Here is an 8,229-nt window from a genome sequence, read left to right as displayed (position 1 = left end):
ACGTTGTTTGTTTCGTTCAGTTTTCAAAGAACTACTTGGTCGCTCATTTGCGACTTCCTTATGTTAACATCTTCGTTAGTTAATGTCAACTAAGTTTTTCATTTTGTTTGCCGCGTTCTGCGTTATTGCATCGGCGACTTGTTCTATATTACACCTCTATACTCTAATCGTCAATACCTTTTATCCTTTTTATTTTATAAATTCTAAAGGGCATTGAACCTGCTTCATTTATACTTCGTTCCTAGAAATTAATAAACTGGTGCAGTCACTTTCATAATCGACAGTTTATACTTTCTTTCTTACCACTTACACCTTTCTAAAGAATGAATATCAAGCCAAACAAATATATATTAAAGGTAGCATTTTTTATTTCGAGTACATTCACAATTATCTCCTACCACTTCTCTCTAGGAATTATAAATACACTATGCATTTACTAAAAATCTAATTAACTTAGGAGGTGTTATGAAATGCATGTTAATAAAAAGATCATTTATGTATCCCATGATGCCCATTTCCACGGAGCACAGCTGCTTTCTTTACATACTATTAAAGCTCTTAAAGAAAACTTTCATTACTCCGTCGCAATTATTTCTATTGGAACAGGCATTTTAATCCACGATTTTCAAAAGTATGGTCCTGTTTATTGCCTAGAGGAAGACTACCCAACGGAAGAAAAGGTCGCATTATTAATAAAGAAGTTATTATCACAAGACTACACCATCGCCATATGTAGTACCGTAATAAGTGGTGATATAGTTGCATTACTAACTAAACACAATATAAAAGTTATTTCATTAATACATGAATTGCCACATTTAATACAACAGTACTCCGCCGAAGGAAAAGCGAGAAATATTGCCGAGTTTGCTTACAAAATTGTCTTCCCTTCACAGTACGTGTATGAAAAATTCCGTACAATCACCCAATTAGATCATCAAAAATGCCACATCCTCCCTCAAGGTTTGTTTAACCACAATCCTTATAAGAACAATATTGCAAAAGCTAGAAACGAATTACGAAAAAAACACAACCTGCCTCTAGACAGCAAAATTATTTTGGGGGTAGGTTTCGCTGATCATCGAAAAGGGATAGATTTATTCTCGCTTATTGCTTACTCAGTAAGAAAGGTTCATACGAATATTCATTTCATCTGGGTAGGGAGAACGGATGTTCACTTTTTAAATACACTCTCCCCAAGATATACAGCACATTTCACATTAGTGGAGCCTACTCCAGATATCGGTTTATATAACGCCGGGGCTGATTTATATTTATTAACTTCAAGAGAAGATCCTTTTCCAAACGTTGTTTTAGAAGCATTAGATACAAAAGTCCCTGTTATAGGATTTAAAAACGCTGGAGGTTTTGAAGATGTTGTTACGGAACAAACTGGTGCCTTAGTAGACTTTTTAAATTTACCGAAGATGCTGGAAAGAATATATGAATTTATTGGGGATGAGGATTTACGATTACAAAAAGGTTGCTTTGGCCAAGAACTTATTGAAAAAGATTTCAACTTTCTTCATTATATTTATCAATTATTAAACCTGCTTGAGCATAATTATAAAAAAATAAGCGTAATCATACCGAATTATAATTACGAAAAATACTTACCTGACCGAGTTAAATCAATATTAAACCAAACCTATCCTCTTTACGAACTAATTTTCCTAGACGATGCCTCCACTGACAATAGCGTATCTATATTTGAACAGCTGCTCTCAAACGAAAATAAGCCTCACCTAAAAGTTCAGCAGATTATTAATGATAAAAACTCTGGTTCTGTATTTAAACAATGGATAAAAGGCGTCTCTGCAGTAACCGGTGATTATATTTGGATTGCAGAGGCCGATGACTTATGTGATCAGACATTTTTAGAAGAAGTCATACAAGGGTTTCATATACATGGTGATGTTACCTTAAGCTACACACAATCAAAACAAATAGATGAACGAGGAAATATCCTGGCCAATCATTATTTAGATTACACAAATGATATCGATAAAGAAAAATGGAAAAGTTCTTATTTTCGAAAAGGGACAGATGAAATACAAGATACGTTACTTATCAAAAACACCATACCTAATGTCTCAAGTGTAGTTTTTAAAAACATAGATATACAAGCAACAGAAAAACAATTAGAAAAGTTTAAAGTAGCCGGTGATTGGTTTTTCTATGTTTCTATTCTTAAAGAGGGGAATATTTATTTCAATCCCAAACCCCTAAACTACCATAGACGGCATACAAATAGCGTAACGAGAACAGAAGATTCATATTCCCATTACAGTGAAGTTGTACAAATGCAGAATTTCATTAAAGAAGCCTTTACTATCGACGACATATCAAAAAAGAAAATGTACACATATAGAAAGTACCTTAAAGCATATTTGAAGATTGAATGATATATTTTCTTCGCCATCAGTATCTCTTGTAAGAGGTTACTATAATTTAAGGAGGGTTACTCTTTGAAAGAATTTATAGAGGCAAATAAAGATTTGATTTCTCAAATTGCACACAACTACAATGTAAATGCAAATATCCATCCAGAGGATCATATCTTTCAATTCCTTGTCACGAATCCAGTCTTCCCATCTAAAAAAGAAGCGATAGATTATTATTTTCAAGATGGGAGAAAATCCGCAGAAACACTCTTAGATTTGATTACTTCCTTTTATCCTCCTATAGACACGCCAATAAAATTATTAGAATTCGCATCCGGATATGGCTGCGTAACACGTCATTTATTAAACCTACAAACGAACTTAAGTATAACTACTTGCGATATACATGAAGAGGCTATTACTTTTATTGAACGTACATTAAATACTTCTTCTATCTTATCTCATCCTGAACCTGAACAAGTAAATTTGGCCTCGTCTATGTATGATATCGTTTTTTGTCTATCCTTTTTTTCTCATATGCCTGATACAACTTGGTTTCGTTGGCTTCAAACATTGTATAACGCTGTTTCTCCTGGCGGCTTATTCATTTTCACAACTCATGGTTATCAAAGTAAAAAGTACTTCAGCTTTCCAGATTTAAATAAACAGGGTTATTGGTTTCTCCCCTCTAGTGAACAATTGGATTTAGATGTTCATCAATACGGGCAAACGATCGTTAGCCCTTCTTACGTATGTGCCAAAATTAAATTATTACCCTATAACCCTGTCATCAAAAAATACACTGAAGGTTTTTGGTGGGAACATCAAGACCTTTGGGTAATAAAAAAGGAAATAAAATAATAAACCACGCTCTACTTATACACAAGTAGGGCATGGTTTATTATTTTTTACTATATAAAAACTCTTCAATCCATAGCTTATTTAATCTAATTCCACTTTTGAAATCTATTTTCGGTTCCCAATTACATTCTTGTCTTACCCTATCTATATTTAAAATGATTTTTTGAACATTTTCTTGTTTTTGTTTATAACAGATAAAATCCACTTTTCTTTCCGTTAATTTCTCCAGTTCTACTATAATTCGTTTTAACGAAAGTCCTTTACCGCTTCCTATGTTATACACACAAGATTTCAAGCGATTTAATTGCGATAGTTGTATTGTAATTTCAACTAAATCATCAATATAAATATAATCTCGAATAATCTCTTGTGGATTCCCATATATATTAATCTTTTTATTACTGAGATGCTGATACAAAAAACAATTTATTGCCCCAACTTTCTTTAAAGGATTTTGATATTTTCCATATGGATTAGAATATCTACATACAACATAGTCAATTTCATATTTTTTCTTATAAAAATACAAATAATTTTCAAGCGTCACTTTTGTTATTCCGTAAGGCGAAAGTGGTTTTAATGGATGTTTCTCATCAATAGGTAAATATTCAGGTTCACCATACACCGTGCCTCCAGAAGATGCTAATACAATTCTTTTAATAGGAAAGTTTTTAACACTTTCCATAAAATTAAGGAAAAAAAAGCTACTGTTCCTATCTCCAAAAACATCTTCAATTGAAGTTGTTACATTAGACGTTGCAGCTAAATAAATAATTATATCCACATTCACTAAAGCTTTATATATATCTTCAATATTTGCTAAATCCCCTTTAATAAATTCAACATCACTTATAATATTTTGAGGAAAATTATTTATATGTCTGGAAAATACTTTTACATTTTGACCTTGTTTCAATAAACCTAATGCGAGGTTAATACCAATGAAACTATTTCCACCTACTATTAAATAATTATTCTTCCTCATAATATCCTCTCTAGTAATAAGATTTTTGCTTATCACACCTAGAAATACATGAACTTGGTCACTTCTATTATTCATTCTCTTATAATTATATGCCTCTTATAAATTTTCATTATCTTTATTTTATATTTTCATTTTAGAATCGCCACCTTATTTAAGATGATCGCAAAAAACACTCCTACTATTTACTCATTCCCATGAATATATTGGATTAGTAAAAACTTCCCTTCTCCATAAATAAAACTTTCAAAAAGGAGCACTACATTTATGAAGAATGTAAATCAAGAGCTTTTAAATCATGTAATCCTACATAAAGATCGAATCCCACATTTCCATAAAGACTTTCCACTTATACTATTCTGGAGCCATAGAAGCGGATGTACCGCATTAGCTAATTGGTTCTTTTTTCAAATTGGATTATTTACTGAAGCAAAGAAATACAATGACTTTATTCATTACTATGAGTTCTGGGTGTATAAAAACAATATAAATTACATACCAGAGTTACAAAATGGTCTTCTATCATCAAATAAAGATGTTTGTAAACTTGTACGGAATCCCTACAAAAGGGCCGTCAGCTCATTTTTATTACTTGCTGACAATCCATACGCTAGCCCTCAATGGGAAAGTATCCGCCATTATTTGTATAATGACAAATATAGTAACCGTGGAGTATCATTTAAACAATTTTTATATTACATTCGAGCATTGGGTTCAAATTCCCTAGCAATGGACATACATTTTAGTCAGCAATACGTTCCAGGTGAAGAAAATTTCATCCAATACTATATTCCTTTAGAAGATTTTAATACACAAATCACCAAGATAGAACACACGTACGATTTGATTAAATCCAATTTAGCGTTACTTACAAATTCAGATCATCATCGCGCTCATAAAATGCTTTATACAGGAAGCTATGCAGAACTCAGCCTTACAGATGCAGCCTTCCCTCGCTTTCCAACATATGAAAGCTTTTATAATGAAGAAACAATGGCGTTAGTTACAGAAATATATGCACAAGACTTTGAAATGTATCCGTACACAAAGGGGATATTCTAAGTCGATACATTTTTCAATGAATAAAAGCGAATGTAACGCATAGCATAAAGTGAAACTTTAATTAGCGTGGGGTTTTCTCCCGCTAATTATTCCATTCTACCAATCTTACTTTTATGGGATTCCTTATTTTCACCCACTCTCTTTGATTTCACTGATTGTTGAAGTGTGTGTCATATGCATTTTTTACACAGGAGTGATGTCATGTGGAAGGTAATTTAAAGCACAATAATGGTTACTGCGTTATTTGTGAGAAGGAAACTACATTTATAGAGCATAATGATTGGCTTAGAGATCATTACTTATGTTCTACATGCCACTCTATACCAAGGCAGCGAGCTTTAATCCATGTTTTAAATACATTTTTTCCAAAATGGGGTTCCTATCATATCCACGAATCCTCTCCTGGAGGGATTACAACTCAACTACTAATAAAAAACTGCAAAAACTATACATACTCTCAATACTTTAAAAACTATCCTCTCGGTCAATACTTTCAAGGAATTAGATCTGAGAACTTAGAAAACATGACTTTTCCAAATGAATCTTTTGATTTGTTCATTACTCAAGATGTCTTTGAACATGTAATGGAGCCAAACAAAGCCTTTAAAGAAATAGAGCGTGTATTAAAACCTGGCGGCGCTCATGTCTTTACTGTCCCTTGGTATCATACACTCACAAAAACTTTGCAAAGAGCAAGAATCATTAAAGAAGGAATTGAGTATATTGAGGAGCCAATTTATCATGGAAATCCTATTGATGAGAATGGGTCTTTAGTAACATTTGATTGGGGTCAAGATATGATTGAATATATTTATACACATGCAAACATGTATACCATTGTTTATTTACAAAAGGATAGATCACTGGGGTTAGATGCTGAATTTTTGCATGTTTTTGTTAGTAAAAAACAAATAAATAGTTGTTAATCACTACATCATTTGGAGATTTAACAAATGAATAACTTTAAGTTAGGAAGTGATTTTGATAACCTTGTTAGTCCACTATCTGCTATTGAGCTTCTAAATCTATTTATACAAAGTTGCTCACAAACAAAGATAAACGGCACCCTAGTACCTATGTTCCCCCCCGAAGAAATTCAACAACAGTTTGTAGGTGCTTCCTATGAACATGCTCTTTATGAAGCATATTTGTTTTATAGCCATGTCAAAACATATGCCCAAAATTTAGGTGTTCCCTTGAATAACGAACGTAAAATTTTAGACTTCGGTTGCGGATGGGAGAGAATTATACGTTTCTTTTTCAAAGATGTTCACGATGAAAATTTACTTGGTATTGATGTAGATCCCCTCATGATTACTATTTGTAATGAAACGTTAGGAAATCGTGCCATCTCGGATTATGAAAGCGGAAATTTTGTCCACAGCCCTACGGGAGCTGGAGACATTAGAAACAGTAGCTTCTACGGGGAAACCGTTATACCTAGAACTTATATTAAAAATCACTATCAGAAATATTTAAAGCTGTGGGACCTTTTTGATAATGTAAACCAATTATCCCAAGCCCTATTTGTTCTCCAAAAAGATTAACTCTTTTCGTTCATGATAATGTACGTAATTTCATAATGAAAATCGTTTTTTATCTCAGCTATATATATTGAATCATCCAAGATTCCCATATCGAGTAGACTGTAAAAACAAATTCAATATAGAGCATAAAAACAGTAAATAACATATCTCGCGCCTTAAACTGGATCCCAAAAATCAAAAGTAACTTCCCACCACTTGAACTATGAAGAACAAAAGGGGGATATACCTTGAAAATAATCGCTTTTTACTTACCACAGTTTCATCAAATAAAAGAAAATAACCAATGGTGGGGGAAAGGTTTTACTGAATGGACAAATACTAAAAGTGCACGACCTTTATTTTCAGGACATTATCAACCTAGAGAACCTTATCAAAATTTTTATTATGACTTAACCAACCCATCCGTAAGAAAGTGGCAAGCAAAAATTGCCAAAGCGTACGGCATATATGGTTTTTGTTATTACCATTATTGGTTTAAAGGAAAGAGGCTATTGGAGACACCCTTTAATGAAGTACTTAAGACGGGCGAACCAGATTTTCCATTTTGCCTTTCTTGGGCAAATGAACCGTGGACAAAAACTTGGGATGGTCTTGATAGTCACATATTAATGCCTCAAAATTACGGAGAGTTATCAGATTGGAAAGAACACTTTGAGTATTTATTACAAGCTTTCCAAGATGAGAGATATATCCGTATAGATGATAAACCACTATTCATTATTTATCGTCCTGGGCATATCCCTGATTGTGAGCAAATGCTTAATTACTGGCATACACTCGCACAAGAAAATGGTTTGAAAGGTATATACTTCGCAGAAACATTAAACAGCTTTCCACTTCCTAATATAAATGGATTTGATGCTAGTATTCAATTTGAGCCTTTTTATACAATTGCTCATGATAGCTCTTCAGACATAAATAAGACAATATATGAGTCTGGTAAACAAATAAGCGCTTGGGATTATGATAAAGTGTGGATGTATATACTAAAGCGATCTCCTACAGAGAAAAAAACATTTCCCGGTGCCTTTGTCGACTGGGACAACACGGCACGCCGCAAAGACTTAAATAGCAGCATCTTCCTAGGCTCCACCCCTAAAAAGTTCACGATATATTTAAGTAAGCAAATTCAACGTACCTATTCTCTTTACAACAGCGAGTTTTTATTTATTAATGCGTGGAATGAATGGGCAGAAGGTACTTACTTAGAACCAGATAAAAAGCATGGATTCGCCTATTTAGAAGGTGTTAAGCAGGCAATTAACAGAGGTATGAAAGCATACAAAAAAGACGAGTCATTCTGACTCGTCTTACAGTTGCTTGGCGACGTCCTACTCTCACAGGGACAAGGTCCCAACTACCATCGGCGCTAGAGAGCTTAACTTCCGTGTTC

7 protein-coding genes are annotated in these 8,229 nt (G+C 33.4%); 6 read left to right on the top strand and 1 reads right to left on the bottom strand.

What is annotated here, in order from left to right; translation table 11 throughout:
- Positions 1-470: 470 nt before the first annotated feature.
- Together KVT31_RS29065 and KVT31_RS29060 are read left to right on the top strand one after the other, a co-directional pair.
- Positions 471-2,405 (top strand): glycosyltransferase, encoded by a 1,935-nt coding sequence (locus KVT31_RS29065; protein WP_088094907.1) that lies wholly within the window; start codon positions 471-473, stop codon positions 2,403-2,405.
- Between the two features lie 63 nt (positions 2,406-2,468).
- Complete coding sequence (locus KVT31_RS29060; RefSeq protein ID WP_088094906.1) at positions 2,469-3,245, top strand: class I SAM-dependent methyltransferase; 777 nt, start codon at positions 2,469-2,471, stop codon at positions 3,243-3,245.
- A gap of 40 nt (positions 3,246-3,285) precedes the next feature.
- Here KVT31_RS29060 and KVT31_RS29055 read toward each other — a convergent pair whose 3' ends face one another.
- Positions 3,286-4,230 carry an NAD-dependent epimerase/dehydratase family protein gene (locus tag KVT31_RS29055; RefSeq protein ID WP_088094905.1) on the bottom strand — a complete coding sequence of 315 codons (945 nt, stop codon included), beginning with the start codon at positions 4,228-4,230 and terminating at the stop codon, positions 3,286-3,288.
- A 264-nt stretch (positions 4,231-4,494) separates the two neighbouring features.
- Here KVT31_RS29055 and KVT31_RS29050 point away from each other — a divergent pair, with 264 nt between their 5' ends.
- The 4 genes from KVT31_RS29050 (at position 4,495) to KVT31_RS29035 (ending at position 8,140) form a co-directional block, all read left to right on the top strand.
- Positions 4,495-5,289: a sulfotransferase family 2 domain-containing protein gene (locus tag KVT31_RS29050; protein WP_088094904.1), complete on the top strand. Its 795-nt coding sequence runs from the start codon at positions 4,495-4,497 to the stop codon at positions 5,287-5,289.
- A 203-nt stretch (positions 5,290-5,492) separates the two neighbouring features.
- Positions 5,493-6,215, top strand: coding sequence for a class I SAM-dependent methyltransferase (locus KVT31_RS29045; RefSeq protein ID WP_088094903.1), 723 nt, complete (start codon positions 5,493-5,495; stop codon positions 6,213-6,215).
- Positions 6,216-6,242: 27 nt separating this feature from the next.
- Positions 6,243-6,836 carry a class I SAM-dependent methyltransferase gene (locus KVT31_RS29040; protein WP_088094902.1) on the top strand — a complete coding sequence of 198 codons (594 nt, stop codon included), beginning with the start codon at positions 6,243-6,245 and terminating at the stop codon, positions 6,834-6,836.
- Positions 6,837-7,063: 227 nt separating this feature from the next.
- Positions 7,064-8,140 (top strand): glycosyltransferase WbsX family protein, encoded by a 1,077-nt coding sequence (locus KVT31_RS29035; RefSeq protein WP_088094901.1) that lies wholly within the window; start codon positions 7,064-7,066, stop codon positions 8,138-8,140.
- Positions 8,141-8,229: the final 89 nt, after the last annotated feature.

Source organism: Bacillus sp. GbtcB14 (genome assembly GCF_019091205.1).
In the GTDB taxonomy this organism is placed as follows: Bacteria; Bacillota; Bacilli; order Bacillales; family Bacillaceae_G; genus Bacillus_A; species Bacillus_A cereus_AG.
This window is presented reverse-complemented; position numbering and strand designations above follow the sequence as displayed.

Bases quoted from the DNA above. Each gene is read 5' to 3' on its own strand.
- KVT31_RS29065 (WP_088094907.1), top strand. From the start codon at position 471: ATGCATGTTAATAAAAAGATCATTTATGTATCCCATGATGCCCATTTC.
- KVT31_RS29055 (WP_088094905.1), bottom strand. From the start codon at position 4,230: ATGAGGAAGAATAATTATTTAATAGTAGGTGGAAATAGTTTCATTGGT.
- KVT31_RS29050 (WP_088094904.1), top strand. From the start codon at position 4,495: ATGAAGAATGTAAATCAAGAGCTTTTAAATCATGTAATCCTACATAAA.
- KVT31_RS29040 (WP_088094902.1), top strand. From the start codon at position 6,243: ATGAATAACTTTAAGTTAGGAAGTGATTTTGATAACCTTGTTAGTCCA.